The following is a 16,714-nucleotide window of genomic DNA, read 5'->3' on the forward strand; positions in this document are numbered from 1 at the left end:
GGCGGCCGCCGCTGCCGGGTGCAACAGGGTCGGCATGACCTGTTCGCACGGCGCAACGAGTTGCACCTCGTAGCCGCCAAGGCTCAGGTCATTGGCGAACTCGCAGCCAATCAAGCCGGCCCCGAGCAACAGCACCCGACGCTTGCCGGCCGCAGCCGCCCGAAAGCGCGCGTAATCTTCCAAATCGTTGATCGGGAACACGCAATCCGCTGCGTCGCCTTCGATCGGCACTCGCACGGTTTCCGCGCCCCAAGCCAGGATCAGGTCACGGTAAAACACCGCTTCCTCACCAATCCACAAACGCTTGTGACCTGGATCGATACCGCTGATGCGCGTGTGCGTGCGCACTTCGGCTTTCAACTGCTCGGCCATTGCACCGGGCTCGGCCATGCTCAGGCCGTCGGCGTCTTTGTTTTTGCCGAAACCGGTGGACAGCATCGGCTTGGAGTAAGAACGTCCGTCATCGGCGGTAATCAATAACAACGGGGTTTCGCTATCCAGTTTGCGAAACTCCCGGGCCAGGTTATAGCCAGCCAGCCCGGTGCCGACGATCACGACAGGTGCGTTCATTCCTTACTCCTCTAATTATTTTTAAGCAGCGATTTCGATCATTTCGAAATCCATCTTGCCCACGCCGCAGTCCGGGCACAGCCAGTCTTCCGGTACGTCTTGCCACAGTGTGCCCGGCGCAATGCCGTCGTCCGGCCAGCCGTCGGCTTCGTTATAGATCAGGCCACAGACCACACATTGCCACTTTTTCATTGGGTTCCTCCTCAGGATTCAGGCGTATTGCCGGCGCGAACGGTCGATGGTTGAAACGCTGCCGTCCGGCTCAGGGCGTTTTGTACTGATCGGGCCCGATAGATGCAAGCCTGTTCGGCGCAACGGCGCCCCGGATCAATCAAAATCGCTGACTGACATGGTAAGCTCACCGCCTCATTTGCTGCCAATAATGACTCACTGTGCCGCACTCAATATCCCCGCTGTGGCTCCCCCAAAGCCAACTCACGCCCCTCCCCGACGCGTCTACCCTCGACTGGCTGTTCGACGAAGGCTCCCTGACCCGACGGCTGATCCGTTTGTCGAATGACCGTTTCAGCGTCACGCCTCTGTTTGAAGGCTGGCAACCGCTGCGTGCCGATGAATGTGTTGCGCTGGATCTGGCCGAAGACAGCGAAGGCTGGGTACGCGAGGTTTATCTGCGTGGTCATGGCGAGGCGTGGGTGTTTGCCCGCAGCGTGGCGGCCCGCAGTGCGTTGCAGGGCGACGGTTTGCACATGGACGAATTGGGCAGCCGCTCGCTGGGGGAATTGCTGTTTTGCGATCACGCCTTCCAACGCCGCGCGATTGAGGTTTGTCACTATCCTCAGGCGTGGCTGCCGATGGAGTCCCGGGCATCTGAACTGTGGGGCCGCCGCTCGCGATTCGACCGTGGCGCCTTGAGCGTACTGGTGGCCGAAATCTTCCTGCCGACCTTGTGGAGCGCCACCCGCGCCCATCCGGAGAATTGCTGATGTACCAGAGCCTGCTCAAGTCCTTGAACCGCTTGAACCCACGGGCCTGGGATTTCGTTCAACTGACGCGCATGGACAAGCCCATCGGCATTTATCTGCTGCTGTGGCCGACGTTGTGGGCGCTGTGGATTGCCGGGAAAGGCTCGCCGTCCTTGGCCAACGTGGTGATTTTCGTCCTCGGCGTGGTGCTGACCCGCGCTGGCGGTTGCGTGATCAATGACTGGGCGGACCGCAAGGTCGACGGCCATGTGAAACGCACCGAGCAGCGGCCCTTGGTCAGCGGCAAGATCAGCTCCAAAGAAGCCCTGGTGTTCTTCGCCCTGCTGATGGGCATGAGCTTTTTGCTGGTGCTGTGCACGAATGCGGCAACGGTGTGGCTGTCGTTCGGCGGTTTGGCCTTGGCGTTCACTTATCCATTCATGAAGCGTTACACCTATTACCCGCAAGTGGTGCTGGGCGCTGCGTTTTCGTGGGGGATGCCGATGGCGTTCACGGCCGAAACCGGTGAATTGCCGGCCGCCGCGTGGTTGCTGTGGATCGCAAACCTGCTGTGGACCGTGGGTTACGACACCTATTACGCGATGACCGACCGTGACGACGACCTGAAGATCGGCGTGAAATCCACGGCGATCCTGTTTGGCGATGCGGACCGGGCGATCATTCTGACCTTGCAGGGGTTGGCCCTGGGCTGCCTGTTGCTGGCCGGGTCGAAATTCGAACTCGGTGGCTGGTTCCACCTCGGCTTGCTGGCGGCGGCGGGCTGTTTTGCGTGGGAATTCTGGTACACCCGCGACAAGGACCGGATGCGCTGCTTTAAGGCGTTTTTGCACAATCACTGGGCGGGTTTGGCGATTTTCGTCGGGATTGTGCTGGATTATGCGATGCGTTGACGGACACGCTTTGATGTAGCAGCTGGCGCAGCCTGCGTCCGGCGGCGCAGCCGTCGTAAACCCTGAGTCCGCAGTTCATCTGATACACCGCGTGAGCAGACTTTACGACGGCTGCGCCGCCGGACGCAGCCTTCGGCAGCTGCTACAGGCTTACATCTTCGGCCCGGAGTTTGTGATGACGTGCCAGACGTCTTTCATCTTGTCGCCCGTTTTTTCTCCCGGAGCCTTGTCCTTGACGAAGTAGTACAGCGGCTTGCCATCGTAGGCCCACTGCATCGTGCCATCGTCACGTTTGATGACGGTCCACTTGCCTTCAGGTTTCGCTCCCGCCTCCGCCATCAGCGGTGGCCAGTTTTCCGCGCATTGACCGGTACACACCGACTTGCCGCCCGTATCCTTGTCGAAGGTATACAAGGTCATGCCCTTATGGTCGGTCATCACACCGTCTTTCATCATTGCAGGCTCAGCCGCAAAGGCCATGGCCGGCAACGAAAACGCAGCGACCAGCAGCAAAGCCTTGAAGGATTGCGAGATTTGCTTCATGGAAACCTTCCTTTTGTGGTTGTCAGGATTCGGACTTAAAGCTTAGTCCAGGTTCATGACAATCGCCGCGCGGCTAAAATACTGTCACACGACTGCAATAATTCCGTTATCTAATGCGGCGCAAGACAGTTAAATGACAAGAGGACTAAGGCATGGTTGGCAGGAGCATTCTGATCGTCGACGACGAAGCGCCCATTCGCGAAATGATCGCCGTTGCGTTGGAAATGGCCGGCTATGACTGCCTGGAAGCCGAAAACTCCCAGCAGGCCCACGCCATCATCGTTGACCGCAAGCCGGACTTGATCCTGCTCGACTGGATGCTGCCCGGCACCTCCGGTATCGAACTGGCCCGCCGTCTCAAGCGCGATGAGCTGACCGGGGACATCCCGATCATCATGCTCACCGCCAAGGGCGAAGAGGACAACAAGATCCAGGGCCTGGAAGTCGGCGCTGATGACTACATCACCAAACCGTTTTCCCCGCGTGAGCTGGTCGCTCGCCTCAAAGCCGTACTGCGCCGTGCCGGTCCAACCGATGGCGAAGGGCCGATTGAAGTCGGCGGCTTGCTGCTGGACCCGATCAGCCACCGCGTGACCATCGACGGCAAACCGGCCGAAATGGGCCCGACCGAATACCGCCTGCTGCAGTTTTTCATGACCCACCAGGAACGTGCGTATACCCGTGGCCAGTTGCTGGATCAGGTCTGGGGTGGCAATGTTTACGTCGAAGAGCGCACCGTCGACGTGCACATCCGGCGTCTGCGCAAAGCCCTCGGCGATGCCTACGAGAATCTGGTACAAACAGTGCGCGGTACGGGTTACCGGTTTTCCACAAAAGCATAGAAGCAGCGGCAAGCTTTAAGCTAAAAGCGGCAAGGAACAGCCAAGCCGCTCTGACTTGAAGCTTGCAGCTTGAAACTTGAAGCTGCGTTAAGGACGCCCCTTGAAACAAAACTGGCATGGCACCCTGATTCGCCACATGCTGTTACTGGTCACCGGCTGCCTGGTGATCGGCCTGATTACCGGCTACTACGGCTGGAGCCTCGCCGCAGGACTGGGTCTCTATTTGGCCTGGACGCTCAAGCAACTGCTGCGCTTGCACGAATGGCTGCGCCAGCACTCAGCCGACGAAGCACCGCCCGATGGCTATGGCCTGTGGGGCGAGGTGTTCGACAGCATCTATCACCTGCAACGCCGCGACCAACGGGTGCGTGGGCGTCTGCAAGCGGTGATCGACCGGATCCAGGAGTCCACCGCCGCGCTGAAAGACGCGGTGGTCATGCTCGACAGCGACGGCAACCTGGAATGGTGGAACCGCGCCGCCGAAACCCTGCTCGGCCTCAAGACCCCGCAAGACAGCGGCCAGCCGGTGAGCAACCTGGTGCGCGATCCGCGCTTCAAGGAATATTTCGAGCAGGGCAGCTACGCCGAACCGCTGGAAATCCCCTCGCCGACCAATGATCGCGTGCGCATTCAGCTGTACATCACTCGCTACGGCAACAATGAACACTTGATGCTGGTGCGCGACGTTACGCGCATCCATCAGTTGGAACAGATGCGCAAAGACTTCATCGCCAACGTCTCCCATGAACTGCGTACGCCGCTGACGGTTATCTGCGGCTATCTGGAAACCCTGCTCGACAATGCCGAGGAAGTGAATCCGCGCTGGACCCGTGCCTTGCAGCAAATGCAGCAACAGGGCGGGCGCATGCAAACGTTGCTCAATGACTTGCTGCTGCTGGCCAAACTGGAAGCCACTGATTACCCGTCGGACAACCAGCCGGTGGCCATTGAAGACTTGTTGCAGTCAATCAAAGGCGACGCCCAGCAACTGTCCGGCCAGAAAAACCAGCGCATCACCCTTGAAGCCGACCCGACGGTTCTGCTCAAGGGCAGCGAAGCGGAACTGCGCAGTGCGTTTTCCAATCTGGTGTTCAACGCGGTGAAATACACCCCGGCCGAAGGCAATATCCGCATTCGCTGGTGGGCCGATGAGCAAGGTGCGCACCTGAGCGTGCAGGATTCCGGGATCGGCATCGATACCAAACACCTGCCGCGCCTGACCGAACGTTTCTACCGCGTCGACTCCAGCCGCAACTCCAACACCGGCGGCACCGGCCTGGGCCTGGCCATCGTCAAACATGTGTTGCTGCGCCACCGCGCACGGATGGAGATCAGCAGTGTGCCGGGCCATGGCAGCACCTTTACCTGCCACTTTGCCCCCGCTCAAGTGACCAAATCGCAAGTTCTCAAGACCGTTGACTGATACCGGCCGGCACAGGCCACTAGGCAATCGCCGAGTCAGCCGCTACATTGGCTGACTTGTGCCTGCCCTTCAGGCATCGCATTTATCCCCTTTTTGAATACACGGAACCCGCAAAACTCCATCATGGACCCTTCCCCTGGCTTGACCCTCGCAACAATATTCGCCGATTTCGGCATGATTCTTTTTGCTCTGATCCTGGTTTTGCTCAACGGATTCTTCGTTGCGGCCGAATTTGCCATGGTCAAGCTACGCTCGACCCGGGTTGAGGCCATCGCGGACAAAAACGGCTGGCGCGGGCATATCCTGCGCACCGTTCACAGCCAGCTCGATGCCTACCTGTCGGCGTGCCAGCTGGGTATCACCCTCGCCTCCCTCGGCCTTGGCTGGGTCGGTGAACCCGCGTTCGCGCACATCCTCGAACCGATACTGGAAGCGGTCGGCGTGCAGTCGGCCGAAGTGATCAAAGGTGTGTCGTTCTTCGCCGCGTTCTTTGTCATTTCGTACCTGCACATCGTCGTCGGCGAGCTGGCCCCGAAATCCTGGGCCATTCGTAAACCCGAACTGCTGTCGCTGTGGACCGCCGTGCCGCTGTACTTGTTCTACTGGGCCATGTACCCGGCGATCTACTTGCTGAACGCCAGCGCCAACACCATCCTGCGGATCGCCGGCCAAGGTGAACCGGGCCCTCATCACGAGCATCATTACAGCCGTGAAGAGCTGAAACTGATCCTGCACTCCAGCCGTGGCCAGGACCCGAGCGACCAAGGCATGCGTGTTTTGGCCTCGGCCGTGGAAATGGGCGAGCTGGAAGTGGTCGACTGGGCCAACTCCCGGGAAGACCTGGTGACGCTGGAGTTCAACGCACCGCTGAAAGAAATCCTGGCGATGTTCCGTCGCCACAAGTTCAGCCGTTACCCGGTGTACGACAGTGACCGCCAGGAGTTCGTCGGCCTCCTGCACATCAAGGACCTGCTGCTGGAACTGGCGGCACTGGACCATATCCCCGAGTCGTTCAACCTGGCTGAATTGACCCGTCCGCTGGAGCGCGTATCGCGGCACATGCCCTTGTCGCAACTGCTGGAACAGTTCCGCAAGGGTGGTTCGCACTTCGCCGTGGTGGAAGAGGCCGATGGCAACATCATTGGCTACCTGACCATGGAAGACGTACTGGAAGTGCTGGTCGGCGATATTCAGGACGAACACCGCAAGGCCGAGCGCGGGATTCTCGCGTACCAGCCAGGCAAACTGCTGGTGCGCGGTGATACACCGCTGTTCAAGGTCGAACGCCTGCTGGGCATCGACCTGGATCACGTCGAAGCCGAAACCCTCGCCGGGCTGGTTTACGAAAGTCTCAAGCGGGTGCCGGAAGAGGAAGAAGTACTGGAAGTCGAAGGTCTGCGGATCATCATCAAGAAGATGAAAGGGCCGAAGATTATTCTGGCCAAGGTGTTGATGCTGGATTGATAGGCTGACCTGAAATCGAGTCGATCCCATCGCGAGCAGGCTCGCTCCCACAGGTTTTGCGCAATTCCCTGTGGGAGCGAGCCTGCTCGCGATAGCGTCAGGTCAGGCAACCCATCACTGCTTGCCCAACACAAAGTTGGGCAACACCCCTACCGGTTGTTTGAACTGGTACGGAATCGACACCAACCCCAATCCCGTATTGCGTTGCACCACGAAATGCAGGTGCGGCCCGGTGCTGTTGCCGGTATTACCCGACAGCGCCAACGCACTGCCCACCACCACCCGCTGCCCCTCTCGAACCCTGACTGAACCTTGCTTGAGGTGTAAATACACGCCCATGGTCCCGTCATTGTGCAGTACCCGCACGAAATTGCCCGACGGGTTAGTACCGCGTCCGGTCTGCCTGCTCTCGGTATTCACCACCACCCCGCCACGCGCGGCGATGATCGGTGTGCCTTCGGGCATGGCGATGTCCATCGCGTAGCGACTCTTGGCTCCGAAGTGGCTGTACTCACCATTGGCACCCTGACTGATGCGAAACGGACCGCCACGCCAGGGCAGCGGGTATCGATAGGCCAAGGCGGACCCTGAGGGGCTGCCCAAGGCGTACTTGAACCTTGGGGTATACACCAGCGGCCTTCCGGCCTGAGTTGCGGTAAGCACTGCTACACGAATGCTGCTGCGTGCCGGCAATACCTTGTGAATCGGTCGACCGGCGCCGCTGACGTTCTTCAATCCGGTGAAACGCAAATTGATCTCTACCGGCGCATACAGGTTGTTGCGCACGTACACGCTGTGCACGCCATCCTTCTTCATGAAAACCAGGTACACCTGACGCTCAAGGTGCTCATCCATGCGATCACGAAAAACGAACACCTCTGAGCCTTTGGTGGGGCGGTCACTGTAGGAGACCACGCCATTGGCGTCGGTGGACTTGTAGACCGTCAGGGCCATAGCGGAGGTGGCGGCCATGAACAGGCCACAGAAAAACAGCAGTCGCGTGAACATGAGCAGGGTTCTGTCGAATAAGGCCTTGAATTGAGCCTAGCAGCAGCAATGGACCGGGGTATTCGGCAGATGTTTCAAAATGGAGCTCACCCGCCTGGTCACGCCATTTGAAAATGGCCGGCCTGAGGGAAACAAATATCAACATCCAACTGTGCCGAAGCAGACAAATTCACCAGCGCATCCAGAGAGAACTTATCGATCTTGCCATTGAGCACATCGTTGAGTCGCGGCTGAGTAATGTTCAGCCGCTTCGATGCATCTTTCTGTGAAAGCTCCCATCCGCGAATGGTCTTGCACAACTCCACCATCAGTTTTGAACGCAGACGCATGTTCGCCGCTTCTTGTGGCGAATCTTCCAGCGCATCCCAGACACTGGTGAAACGCTGGGTTTGATCGTGATGATCCATCATGGCTTAACCTATTTCCTGAAATCTGGCACGTGCCAGTTCGATATCCCGCGTTTCGGTTTTCCGGGTGGTTTTATGCAATGCATGCAGCACATAAATGGCTTCAGGACGATTGACCACATAAAAAACTCGAAACGCCCCTGACTCTTCGGTGATTCTGATTTCGTTAACACCTCTTCCCACCGTTTTCATGGGCCTCCAGTCAAAGGGTTCGGCGCCTTGTTGCAAAAGGTCCAATTGAAAACCCGCAGCCCTTCGCGCATCGAGAGGAAATGACTTCAGATCCTTGAGTGCATTCCCGACAAACACCACATCCTTGTGCCTTGGCATCGACTTCTCCGTTTACTGACAGGAAAAGCGTAATCGACGAAGGCTATTGGGGGAGACCGATGTTGTTTCAAGGCATAGCCAAGAGGTCTTGTCGCTCAAGGTTATATCAGAACGGATATAACTCAAGGTTGAAATGGAACAAACAGATGTACGGAAGAAAGCGCCATCGTCGACTCCAGGCCCCGATCCGACGATGGCTGTCAGGCGACGACGGTTACGCGCCAGGAATGAAGTGTTTCTGCGCCGTACCCCGGGCAATCAAGCGGGAGATGTAGTCGAGCTTCTGCGCATCCTGGTCCACAAAGCGGAAGGTTAGTTGCAACCAGTCGCTGTCGGGTTTCGGCTCGTGGGCAACAACCGCATGCAGATAACCGTTCAGACGAGCGGTTTCAGCGTTCTCGCCCTGTTCCAGGTCGAGCACGGCACTGTCGAGTATTTGCGGTAGCTGGTCGGTGCGCTTAACGACCAGAAGCGCTTCCTTGATGCTCAAGGACTTGATCACGCATTGCTGGATGCCGCTCGGCAAGCGCAACTGGCCTTGACCACGACCGCTGGCAGGTGCGGCGGTCGCTGCCCTGACCGGTGGGCTATTGAGCAGGCCACGAGACGGTGCGGCGGCTGGAGCGGGGGCGACCACAACAGGTTTGCCGCCAGTCAATGCACTCAGGGTATCGCCGCCGAAGGCCGAGTTCATTTTGGGCGCCGTACCACTCATCAGGGCGTCCAGTTTGCCGACCTTGTTCAGCGCCTGTTTGACCTTGGTCAGCAGCTGTTCGTTGGTGAAGGGTTTGCTGACATAGCCGGAAACGCCAGCCTGAATCGCCTGCACCACGTTTTCTTTGTCGCCACGGCTGGTCACCATCACGAAGGGCATGGTCTTGAGGTGGTCTTGCTCGCGGCACCAGGTCAGCAGTTCCAGGCCAGACATCTCCGGCATTTCCCAGTCGCACAGCACCAGGTCGAACGCTTCCCTGGCCAGCAAGGCCTGAGCCTTCTTGCCGTTGATGGCGTCTTCCGTGCGGATGCCCGGGAAGAAGTTACGCAGGCATTTTTTTACCAGGTCACGAATGAACGCTGCATCGTCCACCACCAACACGCTGATCTTGCTCATCCACTGTCCCTCGAAAAAATCCCGGCAAGCCTACCGTTTTGCTGATGGCCCCAAAAACCTCAGTCACGCCGGGACTTTTCGTTCGCGGGTGCTGCTTCTAACGTCGAAAGCCACATACAAAAACGCCCGGCCAAAGGACCGGGCGTTTTTCTTGGGCAGTCTTACTTATCGTCAGCTTTGCCCGGAACATTAGCGATTTCGCTGCTTGTTCCTTCAACTTCTTCTTTCATGCGTTTGAGGCCCAGGTGACGCACGTCGGTGCCGCGCACCAGGTAAATCACCAGTTCCGAGATATTGCGCGCGTGGTCGCCAATCCGCTCCAGCGAACGCAGCACCCAGATGATGCTCAAAACCCGCGAGATAGAGCGTGGGTCTTCCATCATGTAGGTCGCCAGCTCACGCAGGGCGGTCTTGTATTCGCGGTCGATGATCTTGTCGTACTGCGCCACCGACAGTGCCAGGTCGGCGTCGAAGCGGGCAAACGCATCCAGTGCATCGCGCACCATGTTGCGCACCTGGTCGCCGATGTGACGAACCTCGACGTAACCGCGCGGCGCTTCGCCTTCTTCACACAGCTGGATGGCGCGGCGGGCAATCTTGGTCGCTTCGTCACCGATGCGTTCCAGGTCGATCACCGACTTGGAGATGCTGATGATCAGACGCAAGTCAGAAGCCGCCGGTTGACGACGAGCCAGAATGCGCAGGCACTCTTCGTCGATGTTGCGTTCCATCTGGTTGATCTGGTCGTCGATCTCGCGAACCTGTTGGGCCAGACCGGAGTCAGCTTCAATCAGCGCGGTCACCGCGTCGTTGACCTGCTTTTCCACCAACCCGCCCATGGCCAGGAGGTGGCTGCGCACTTCCTCCAGTTCGGCATTGAACTGCGCGGAAATGTGGTGGGTAAGGCCTTCCTTAGAAATCATTGTGTCTGCTCCGCAAAAGCTGTGAGCTGCAAGCTACAAGCTGCAAGCCAATTTGTGTCGTTACGCTGAACCGCTTTAACTTGCCGCTTGAAGCTTGCGGCTTGCAGCTGCTTCCTAGCCATACCGCCCCGTGATGTAGTCTTCGGTCTGCTTCTTCGCCGGATTGGTGAACAGGGTGTCGGTGTCGCCGAACTCCACCAGTTTGCCCATGTACATGAACGCCGTGTAGTCGGAAACCCGTGCGGCCTGTTGCATGTTGTGGGTCACGATGACGATGGTGAACTTCGATTTCAGCTCGTAGATCAGCTCTTCGACTTTCAGCGTCGAGATCGGGTCGAGTGCCGAGCACGGTTCGTCGAGCAACAGCACTTCCGGTTCCACGGCGATGGTGCGTGCGATCACCAGACGTTGTTGCTGACCACCGGACAGGCCGAGTGCCGATTCGTGCAGACGGTCTTTGACTTCGTCCCACAGTGCCGCGCCTTTCAACGCCCACTCAACCGCTTCGTCGAGAATGCGTTTCTTGTTGATGCCCTGGATGCGCAGGCCGTACACCACGTTTTCATAAATGGTTTTCGGGAACGGGTTCGGCTTCTGGAACACCATGCCCACGCGACGACGCAGCTCGGCCACGTCTTCGCCCTTACGGTAGATGTTGTTGCCGTAGAGGTTGATCGCGCCTTCGACACGGCAGCCATCAACCAGGTCATTCATGCGGTTGAAGGTACGCAGCAACGTGGACTTGCCGCAGCCGGACGGGCCGATGAAGGCGGTCACGCGCTGTTTCGGGATGTTCATGCTGACGTCGTACAGCGCTTGTTTATCGCCATAGAACAGGCTCAGGCCCGGCACTTCAATGGCCACGGTTTCCTGCTCAAGACTCAGGCTCTGTTTGTCGCGACCCAGTGCCGACATGTTGATGCCGTGGGTATGTGTTTCGTGCTGCATGGGTCTCACTCCGTTCGTAGCTGCAAGCTTCTGGCTGCAAGCTGCAAGTTTTGAGCAAAAGCGGCTTGTAGCTTGCCGCTTGTGGCTGATGGCTTTAGCTATCCAGCGCTTTGTATTTCTCGCGCAGGTGGTTGCGAATGTAGACGGCCGACAGGTTGAGCGTGGCGATCACCAGCACCAGTAGCAGCGCCGTGGCGTACACCAGCGGCCGTGCGGCTTCGACGTTCGGGCTCTGGAAGCCGACGTCATAAATATGGAAGCCCAGGTGCATGATCTTCTGATCGAGGTGAAGGTACGGGTAGTTGCCGTCCAGCGGCAGCGACGGTGCCAGTTTCACCACGCCGACCAACATCAGCGGCGCTACTTCACCGGCGGCGCGTGCCACGGCGAGGATCATGCCGGTCATCATCGCCGGGCTGGCCATCGGCAGCACAATCTTCCACAAGGTCTCAGCCTTGGTGGCGCCGAGGGCCAACGAGCCTTCACGCACGGTGCGAGGAATCCGCGCCAGGCCTTCTTCGGTGGCCACGATCACCACCGGTACTGCCAGCAATGCCAGGGTCAACGAAGCCCAGAGCAGACCCGGTGTACCGAAGGTCGGTGCCGGCAATGCTTCAGGGAAGAACAAGCGGTCAACCGAGCCACCCAGTACATAGACGAAGAAACCCAGACCGAACACGCCGTAAACGATGGCCGGTACGCCTGCCAGGTTGTTCACGGCAATCCGGATAATCCGGGTCAACGCGTTCTGCTTGGCGTATTCACGCAGGTAGACCGCCGCCAGTACGCCGAATGGCGTCACGATCATCGCCATGATCAGCGTCATCATCACGGTGCCGAAAATAGCCGGGAAGATCCCGCCTTCGGTGTTCGCTTCACGCGGGTCGTCGGACAGGAATTCCCAGACCTTGCTGACGTAGAAGCCGATCTTGGTCATCGTGCCCATAGCGTTCGGCTGGTAGGCGTGAACCACTTTGCCAATGCTGATTTCGACTTCTTTGCCGTTCGCATCGCGGGCCGTGAGGCTGTCGCGGTTGAACTGGGTGTGCAAGTCATTCAGACGGGCTTCGATGTCTTGATAGCGCGCATTCAGCTCAGCGCGCTCGGCATCCATGTCTGCCTGCGCAGCGGCGTCGAGTTGCCCGGCCAGTTCCAGTTTGCGGCCGTGCAGACGAATGCGTTCCAGACCCGCGTTGATCGCGCCGATGTCGGCCTTTTCCAGGGTCTTGAGCTGTGCCGCAAGCTTGTTCACACGATCAACACGCGCCTGCAGTTCCGGCCAGGCCGCTTCGCCTTCAGCGATGACTTTGCCGTCCTGTTTGACGTTGACCAGGTAACCGTAGAAGTTGCCCCACTCGCGACGCTCGACGGCCATCAACTCAGGCGGCGTCTTTTGGTTGGTCAGCCACTCGCCGACGATCCAGGTGAAGTCATTGCCGTTCAAGTCACGGTTGCCGACCTTGATCAGCTCACGCGTCATGAACTCCGGGCCCTGATCGGGCACCGGCAGGCCTGCGCTCTTCAGGCGCTCACGCGGCACTTCTTCCTTCTGTACCACTTCGCCGACGACCAGGTGATTGGCCTGGCCCGGTACGTCGTAGCTAGCGTGAATCAAATCCGCCGGCCAGAAGTGACCCAGACCGCGCACGGCAATCACGGCCAGCAGGCCAATGGTCATGATGACCGCGATGGACACCGCGCCACCGCTGATCCAGACGCCGGGGGCGCCGCTCTTGAACCATCCTTTCAGGGAGTTCTGTTTCACAGACTTCTACCTTTCTTAAAGCGACGAATATTTCTTGCGCAGACGCTGACGAATCAGTTCTGCGAGGGTGTTCATGACGAAGGTGAACAACAGCAGCACCAACGCTGAGAGGAACAGCACGCGGTAGTGGCTGCCGCCGACTTCCGATTCGGGCATTTCCACCGCGACGTTGGCCGCCAGTGTGCGCAAGCCTTCGAACAGGTTCATTTCCATGACCGGGGTGTTACCGGTGGCCATCAACACGATCATGGTTTCACCGACCGCACGGCCCATGCCGATCATCAGCGCCGAGAAAATGCCCGGGCTGGCGGTGAGGATCACCACCCGCGTCATGGTCTGCCACGGCGTGGCGCCCAGAGCCAGAGAGCCGAGGGTCAAACCGCGTGGCACGCTGAACACGGCGTCTTCGGCGATGGAGTAGATGTTCGGGATAACCGCAAAACCCATGGCCAAACCAACCACCAGAGCGTTGCGCTGGTCGTAGGTGATGCCCAGGTCGTGGGAGATCCACATGCGCATGTCGCCGCCGAAGAACCAGGTTTCCATGTACGGGCTCATGTACAGCGAGAGCCAGCCCACGAACAGAATCACCGGGATCAGGATCGCGCTTTCCCAGCCGTCCGGCACTTTCAGGCGGATCGACTCAGGCAGGCGACTGAAGACGAAGCCGGCCACCAGAATGCCGATCGGCAGGAGCATCAGCAGGCTGAAGATGCCCGGCAAATGTCCTTCCACATACGGTGCGAGGAACAGGCCGGCGAAGAAGCCGAGGATCACCGTCGGCATCGCTTCCATCAGTTCGATCACCGGCTTCACCTTGCGGCGCAAGCTCGGCGCCATGAAGTACGCGGTGTAGATCGCAGCAGCGACGGCCAGCGGTGCAGCCAACAGCATGGCGTAGAACGCGGCTTTCAAGGTACCGAAGGTCAACGGAGACAGGCTCATCTTCGGTTCGAAGTCGGTGTTGGCAGCAGTCGATTGCCAGACGTATTTAGGCTCGTCGTAGTTTTCGTACCAGACCTTGCTCCACAACGCGCTCCACGACACTTCCGGGTGCGGGTTGTCCAGCAGCAGCGGCTGAAGCTTGCCGTCCGCTTCAACGATGATGCGGTTGGCGCGAGGCGACATGCCGAAAATGCCTTGGCCTTCCACGACCTGATCCACCAGCAAGGTGCGGTGAGCGGTACTGTGGAACACGCCGAGCTTGCCGGATGCATCGAGGGCGACGAAGCCTTTGCGACGCTCTTCAGCGCTGATTTCGATAATCGGCGTAGTGCCCATCTGGAAGGTGCGAATCTGCTTCAGGCGCTGCTCGCCATCGGGGTCGCGCGCCATGAACCACTGGGCCAGACCACCTTTGGAGTCACCGAGGATCAGCGAGATACCGCCCACCAATTGGGTGCTGGCAGTGATCTCGGCATCGCCGTTTTCGAGCAGTTTGTAGCGGCCGTTGAGGCTCTTGTCGCGCAGGCTGAACACGTCGGCCTGAGCACGACCATTAATCACGTACAGCCACTGCTGACGCGGGTCGACGAAGATGTTCTTCACCGGCTCGGTCATCTGCGGCAGATCGATACGTTTCTGCTCGTTAGTGACTTCGCCAGTCATCATGTTTTCTTCGCTGGTCAGCGACAAAACATTGAGTTGCGAACCGGTGGAACCGACCAGCATCAATGTCGAATCGTTGGCGTTGAGGCTGACATGTTCCAGCGCACCGCCCGCCTCGTTCAGCACGATCGGGGTTTCGCCATACGGGTATTCGATGGCCGGCGAGATGGTTTTCTTCCCTTCCGGGTAGCTGACTTTATAGGTGTGACGGAACACCAGGGCCTGACCGTTGGACAAGCCGACCGCGACCAATGGTTGGCCCGGTTGGTCTTCGCCGATGGAGGTCACGCGGGTGCCGGCCGGAACAGGCAGGTCGACGCGCTTGAGTTCAGCGCCACTGTCGATGTCAAAGAACAGCGCCTGGCCCTTGTCGGAAACCCGCATGGCGACCTGGTTCTGTTCTTCGAGGGAAATCATCATCGGCTTGCCGGCGTCTTGCATCCAGGCGGGCGAGATGGCGTCTTTGGAGGTCAGGTCGGCGCCCTGGAACAGGGGGGCAACGACATAGCCAAGGAAGAAGAAGATCAGCGTGATCGCGCCGAGAACGGCGAGGCCGCCCACGAGGACGTACCAGCGAGTCAGACGATCTTTGAGCGCGCGGATGCGGCGCTTGCGTTGCAACTCAGGCGTATTGAAATCAATTCGCTTGGGGGGATTCGTAGTCATGGTGGAATTGGCCAGATCATTCATGCGCACACCCTAGCGATCCTGTATGACAGAAAGATGACAATGCAGTGACGCAACAAATCCACCGCCAGCGGGGACTGGCAGCAGACCGGAAAATTGGGGGTTGTAGGAGCTGTCGAGGGAACCGAGGCTGCGATCTTTTGATCTTGCGGTTAGAGGCCAGATCAAAAGATCGCAGCCTCGTTTCACTCGACAGCTGCTACAGAGTCCGGGTTTACCCCGGACTCAGGGTTTTACTTTTTTGCGACTTCAGGGCCGCCTTCCTGCAGACCCAGGTCAGCCAGTGCTTTGGCAGCAACTTTGGCCGGCAGCGGGATGTAGCCGTCTTTCACAACAACTTCCTGACCCTGTTTGGACAGAATCAGTTTCACGAACTCGGCTTCCAGCGGGGCCAGAGGCTTGTTCGGGGCTTTGTTGACATAGACGTAGAGGAAACGCGACAGCGGGTATTTGCCGTTCAGTGCGTTTTCTTCGGTGTCTTCGATGAAGTCAGTGCTGCCTTTCTTGGCCAGAGCCACTGTCTTCACGCTAGCGGTTTTGTAGCCGATGCCCGAGTAACCGATGCCGTTCAGCGAGGAGCTGATCGACTGCACGACCGAAGCCGAACCAGGTTGTTCGTTCACGTTTGGCTTGTAGTCGCCTTTGCACAGGGCTTCTTCTTTGAAGTAGCCGTAGGTGCCGGACACCGAGTTACGACCGAACAGTTGAACCGGCTTGTTGGCCAGATCACCGGTCACACCCAGGTCGCCCCAGGTTTTCACGTCGGTTTTAGCGCCGCACAGACGAGTGGACGAGAAGATCGCGTCGACTTGTTCCATGGTCAGGTGCTGGATCGGGTTGTCTTTGTGTACGAAGACAGCCAGGGCATCCACGGCAACCGGGATAGCGGTTGGCTTGTAGCCGTACTTCTGCTCGAAGGCAGCCAGTTCGGTGTCCTTCATCTTGCGGCTCATCGGGCCCAGGTTAGAGGTGCCTTCAGTCAGCGCAGGTGGCGCGGTGGCGGAGCCGGCGGCCTGAATCTGGATGTTTACGTTCGGGTATTCTTTTTTGTAGTTCTCAGCCCAGAGAGTCATGAGGTTAGCCAGGGTATCGGAGCCGACGCTGGACAGGTTGCCCGACACACCAGTGGTCTTGGTGTAGCTCGGGATAGCAGGGTCAACAGCGGCGAACGCGTTGGCAGTCGCAACGCCAGCAGCGACAAAAGTCATTGCCGCCATCAAACGCTTCAGTTTCATGCCTTACTCCTAGCAG

Annotated in this window: 17 protein-coding genes; 5 read left to right on the forward strand and 12 right to left on the reverse strand. The window is 58.7% G+C overall.

Going from position 1 to position 16,714, the window contains the following annotated elements:
* Both PMI22_RS27300 and PMI22_RS27295 read right to left on the reverse strand, forming a co-directional pair.
* A partial coding sequence (locus PMI22_RS27300) for an FAD-dependent oxidoreductase (protein ID WP_007942681.1) occupies window positions 1–570 on the reverse strand: 570 nt, incomplete at its 3' end.
* 21 nt (window positions 571–591) lie between these two features.
* Window positions 592–762, reverse strand: coding sequence for a rubredoxin (locus tag PMI22_RS27295; protein ID WP_007942683.1), 171 nt, complete (start codon window positions 760–762; stop codon window positions 592–594).
* Window positions 763–962: 200 nt separating this feature from the next.
* On the opposite strand from PMI22_RS27295, the gene PMI22_RS27290 reads away from it, so the two are divergent.
* Both PMI22_RS27290 and ubiA read left to right on the forward strand, forming a co-directional pair.
* Complete coding sequence (locus tag PMI22_RS27290; protein ID WP_007942684.1) at window positions 963–1,514, forward strand: chorismate--pyruvate lyase family protein; 552 nt, start codon at window positions 963–965, stop codon at window positions 1,512–1,514.
* Window positions 1,514–2,404, forward strand: a complete 891-nt coding sequence (gene ubiA / locus PMI22_RS27285; protein WP_007942685.1) for a 4-hydroxybenzoate octaprenyltransferase — start codon at window positions 1,514–1,516, stop codon at window positions 2,402–2,404. The genes PMI22_RS27290 and ubiA overlap by 1 nt, the downstream gene beginning before the upstream one ends.
* Before the next feature lie 150 nt (window positions 2,405–2,554).
* Here the strand turns inward: ubiA and PMI22_RS27280 are convergent, their stop codons facing one another.
* Complete coding sequence (locus PMI22_RS27280) at window positions 2,555–2,947, reverse strand: COG4315 family predicted lipoprotein (protein WP_007942686.1); 393 nt, start codon at window positions 2,945–2,947, stop codon at window positions 2,555–2,557.
* 152 nt (window positions 2,948–3,099) lie between these two features.
* On the opposite strand from PMI22_RS27280, the gene phoB reads away from it, so the two are divergent.
* From phoB to PMI22_RS27265, 3 genes are all read left to right on the forward strand, one after another.
* Window positions 3,100–3,789, forward strand: a complete 690-nt coding sequence (gene phoB / locus PMI22_RS27275; protein WP_007942688.1) for a phosphate regulon transcriptional regulator PhoB — start codon at window positions 3,100–3,102, stop codon at window positions 3,787–3,789.
* A 136-nt stretch (window positions 3,790–3,925) separates the two neighbouring features.
* Entirely contained in the window at window positions 3,926–5,212 is a 1,287-nt protein-coding gene (phoR, locus tag PMI22_RS27270) for a phosphate regulon sensor histidine kinase PhoR (protein ID WP_238543848.1), read from the forward strand.
* A gap of 123 nt (window positions 5,213–5,335) precedes the next feature.
* The gene (locus tag PMI22_RS27265; RefSeq protein ID WP_007942690.1) at window positions 5,336–6,676 is read left to right on the forward strand and encodes a hemolysin family protein; all 1,341 of its coding nucleotides are present in this window, start codon (window positions 5,336–5,338) and stop codon (window positions 6,674–6,676) included.
* A gap of 114 nt (window positions 6,677–6,790) precedes the next feature.
* Here the strand turns inward: PMI22_RS27265 and PMI22_RS27260 are convergent, their stop codons facing one another.
* From PMI22_RS27260 to PMI22_RS27220, 9 genes are all read right to left on the reverse strand, one after another.
* The gene (locus tag PMI22_RS27260; RefSeq protein ID WP_007942691.1) at window positions 6,791–7,684 is read right to left on the reverse strand and encodes a peptidoglycan DD-metalloendopeptidase family protein; all 894 of its coding nucleotides are present in this window, start codon (window positions 7,682–7,684) and stop codon (window positions 6,791–6,793) included.
* Window positions 7,685–7,782: 98 nt separating this feature from the next.
* The gene (locus tag PMI22_RS27255; protein WP_007942692.1) at window positions 7,783–8,094 is read right to left on the reverse strand and encodes a helix-turn-helix domain-containing protein; all 312 of its coding nucleotides are present in this window, start codon (window positions 8,092–8,094) and stop codon (window positions 7,783–7,785) included.
* A gap of 3 nt (window positions 8,095–8,097) precedes the next feature.
* Window positions 8,098–8,421, reverse strand: a complete 324-nt coding sequence (locus tag PMI22_RS27250; protein WP_007942694.1) for a type II toxin-antitoxin system RelE/ParE family toxin — start codon at window positions 8,419–8,421, stop codon at window positions 8,098–8,100.
* A 214-nt stretch (window positions 8,422–8,635) separates the two neighbouring features.
* Window positions 8,636–9,532 (reverse strand): response regulator, encoded by an 897-nt coding sequence (locus PMI22_RS27245; protein ID WP_007942696.1) that lies wholly within the window; start codon window positions 9,530–9,532, stop codon window positions 8,636–8,638.
* A 161-nt stretch (window positions 9,533–9,693) separates the two neighbouring features.
* Window positions 9,694–10,455 (reverse strand): phosphate signaling complex protein PhoU, encoded by a 762-nt coding sequence (gene phoU, locus PMI22_RS27240; RefSeq protein WP_007942697.1) that lies wholly within the window; start codon window positions 10,453–10,455, stop codon window positions 9,694–9,696.
* 114 nt (window positions 10,456–10,569) lie between these two features.
* A complete protein-coding gene (pstB, locus tag PMI22_RS27235) occupies window positions 10,570–11,403 on the reverse strand; it encodes a phosphate ABC transporter ATP-binding protein PstB (protein ID WP_007942698.1) in 834 nt (277 codons plus the stop codon).
* A 94-nt stretch (window positions 11,404–11,497) separates the two neighbouring features.
* A complete protein-coding gene (pstA, locus tag PMI22_RS27230) occupies window positions 11,498–13,168 on the reverse strand; it encodes a phosphate ABC transporter permease PstA (RefSeq protein ID WP_007942700.1) in 1,671 nt (556 codons plus the stop codon).
* Window positions 13,169–13,183: 15 nt separating this feature from the next.
* Window positions 13,184–15,466, reverse strand: a complete 2,283-nt coding sequence (locus PMI22_RS27225) for an ABC transporter permease subunit (RefSeq protein ID WP_007942701.1) — start codon at window positions 15,464–15,466, stop codon at window positions 13,184–13,186.
* A 230-nt stretch (window positions 15,467–15,696) separates the two neighbouring features.
* Entirely contained in the window at window positions 15,697–16,698 is a 1,002-nt protein-coding gene (locus tag PMI22_RS27220) for a phosphate ABC transporter substrate-binding protein PstS (protein WP_007942702.1), read from the reverse strand.
* Between the last annotated feature and the right edge of the window lie 16 nt (window positions 16,699–16,714).

Origin of the sequence: Pseudomonas sp. GM21 (assembly GCF_000282215.1) — a bacterium.
GTDB lineage: Bacteria > Pseudomonadota > Gammaproteobacteria > Pseudomonadales > Pseudomonadaceae > Aquipseudomonas.

What these genes read in the sequence shown, in the direction of transcription:
- ubiA (WP_007942685.1), top strand. Translation starts at nt 1,514, where the DNA reads ATGTACCAGAGCCTGCTCAAGTCCTTGAACCGCTTGAACCCACGGGCC.
- PMI22_RS27260 (WP_007942691.1), bottom strand. Translation starts at nt 7,684, where the DNA reads ATGTTCACGCGACTGCTGTTTTTCTGTGGCCTGTTCATGGCCGCCACC.
- pstB (WP_007942698.1), bottom strand. Translation starts at nt 11,403, where the DNA reads ATGCAGCACGAAACACATACCCACGGCATCAACATGTCGGCACTGGGT.
- phoR (WP_238543848.1), top strand. Translation starts at nt 3,926, where the DNA reads ATGCTGTTACTGGTCACCGGCTGCCTGGTGATCGGCCTGATTACCGGC.
- PMI22_RS27220 (WP_007942702.1), bottom strand. Translation starts at nt 16,698, where the DNA reads ATGAAACTGAAGCGTTTGATGGCGGCAATGACTTTTGTCGCTGCTGGC.
- PMI22_RS27280 (WP_007942686.1), bottom strand. Translation starts at nt 2,947, where the DNA reads ATGAAGCAAATCTCGCAATCCTTCAAGGCTTTGCTGCTGGTCGCTGCG.
- PMI22_RS27245 (WP_007942696.1), bottom strand. Translation starts at nt 9,532, where the DNA reads ATGAGCAAGATCAGCGTGTTGGTGGTGGACGATGCAGCGTTCATTCGT.
- PMI22_RS27225 (WP_007942701.1), bottom strand. Translation starts at nt 15,466, where the DNA reads ATGAATGATCTGGCCAATTCCACCATGACTACGAATCCCCCCAAGCGA.
- PMI22_RS27295 (WP_007942683.1), bottom strand. Translation starts at nt 762, where the DNA reads ATGAAAAAGTGGCAATGTGTGGTCTGTGGCCTGATCTATAACGAAGCC.
- phoU (WP_007942697.1), bottom strand. Translation starts at nt 10,455, where the DNA reads ATGATTTCTAAGGAAGGCCTTACCCACCACATTTCCGCGCAGTTCAAT.
- PMI22_RS27250 (WP_007942694.1), bottom strand. Translation starts at nt 8,421, where the DNA reads ATGCCAAGGCACAAGGATGTGGTGTTTGTCGGGAATGCACTCAAGGAT.
- phoB (WP_007942688.1), top strand. Translation starts at nt 3,100, where the DNA reads ATGGTTGGCAGGAGCATTCTGATCGTCGACGACGAAGCGCCCATTCGC.
- PMI22_RS27255 (WP_007942692.1), bottom strand. Translation starts at nt 8,094, where the DNA reads ATGATGGATCATCACGATCAAACCCAGCGTTTCACCAGTGTCTGGGAT.
- PMI22_RS27265 (WP_007942690.1), top strand. Translation starts at nt 5,336, where the DNA reads ATGGACCCTTCCCCTGGCTTGACCCTCGCAACAATATTCGCCGATTTC.